The sequence below is a fragment of the Streptomyces sp. NPDC037288 genome, from assembly GCF_055603265.1.
The window spans coordinates 1-1,430 of the sequence record NZ_JBVJVY010000212.1 but is presented as its reverse complement, the minus strand read 5'-3'; the positions used below and the strand labels follow the sequence as shown (position 1 = coordinate 1,430).

General features: G+C 69.4%; 1 protein-coding gene. It reads left to right on the top strand.

Annotated elements, in window-relative coordinates:
* The first annotated feature begins 205 nt into the window (after positions 1–205).
* A complete protein-coding gene (locus tag ACZ7GZ_RS43345) occupies positions 206–1,408 on the top strand; it encodes an IS110 family RNA-guided transposase (RefSeq protein ID WP_471033363.1) in 1,203 nt (400 codons plus the stop codon).
* The last annotated feature ends 22 nt before the right edge of the window (positions 1,409–1,430 follow it).

Here is a 1,430-nt window from a genome sequence, read left to right as displayed (position 1 = left end):
TCCTTAAGAATGTTGGGCGGTCCGGGAGGACCGGGTGTGGCTGATGGGGTTTCTGCCGTTGATGGCTCCAGGAGAATGGCCGCCCGGTCCTCCGGGACGCTCCGGCTGCTGATTGAGAACTGCGGGCATCGCTGGTTAAGGACCTGTCGGCGGAGTGTTCCTCGGGCCACGGAAGTGCTGGTCACGGTGGAACGGAGCGACGGGCTTGAGCACGTCTCACGCGCGGATATGGGTCGGCATTGACGCCGGCAAGGGGCACCACTGGGCGGTGGCGGTAAACGCCGACGGCGAGACGCTGTTCTCGACGAAGGTGATCAACGACGAGGCCCAGATCCTGACGCTGATCGACACGGCACGGGAGAAGGCCGACGAGGTGCGGTGGGCGGTGGACATCTCCGGCCGGGCCTCCGCCCTGCTGCTGGCCCTGCTCATCGCGCACGGTCAGCAGGTCGTCTACGTGCCCGGCCGCACCGTCAACCGGATGACCGGCGCCTACCGGGGCGAGGGCAAGACCGACGCCAAGGACGCCCTGGTCATCGCCGACCAGGCCCGCATGCGCCGGGACTTCACCCCGATCGAGACTCCGCCGGAACTGGTCTCCACGCTGCAGTTGCTGACCGGTTACCGGCGCGACCTGATCGCTGACCGGGTCCGGCTCATCAACCGGCTCCGCGACCTGCTGGTCGGCATCTGCCCCGCGCTGGAGCGGGCCTTCGACTATTCCGCGGCCAAGGGCCCGGTGGTCATGCTGACCGAGTACCAGACCCCTGCTGCCCTGCGCCGGGTCGGCGTCAAGCGGCTGACCACCTGGCTGGAACGCCGCAAGGTCCGCGGCGCCGACGCCGTCGCGGCCAAGGCCGTCGAGGCCGCCCAGTCCCAGACCACCGCCCTGCCCGGGGAGGCCCGGGCGGCCAAGCTGGTGCGCGACCTGGCCCACCAGCTCCTGGCCCAGGACGAGCGGATCAAGGACAATGACCGGGAGATCCGCGAGACTTTCCGGGCCGACGACCGCGCCGAGATCATCGAGTCCATGCCCGGCATGGGCCCCATCCTGGGCGCCGAGTTCGTCGCAATCGTCGGTGACCTGTCCGGCTACCGCGACGCCGGCCGCTTGGCCTCGCACGCCGGCCTGGCACCGGTGCCCCGCGACTCCGGCCGCCGCACCGGCAACTACCACCGGCCCAAACGCTACAACCGGCGCCTGCGCTGGCTGTTCTACATGTCCGCGCAGTCCGCGATGATGCGACCGGGCCCGTCGAGGGACTACTACCTCAAGAAGCGTGGCGAGGGACTGCTGCACGCCCAGGCGTTGCTCGCGCTTGCCCGCCGCCGGGTCGACGTGCTGTGGGCGATGCTGCGTGACAAGAGGCTGTTCACCTCCGCCCCACCGGTCACGCAGACGGCTTGACACGATCATTGAGATTCTCCTG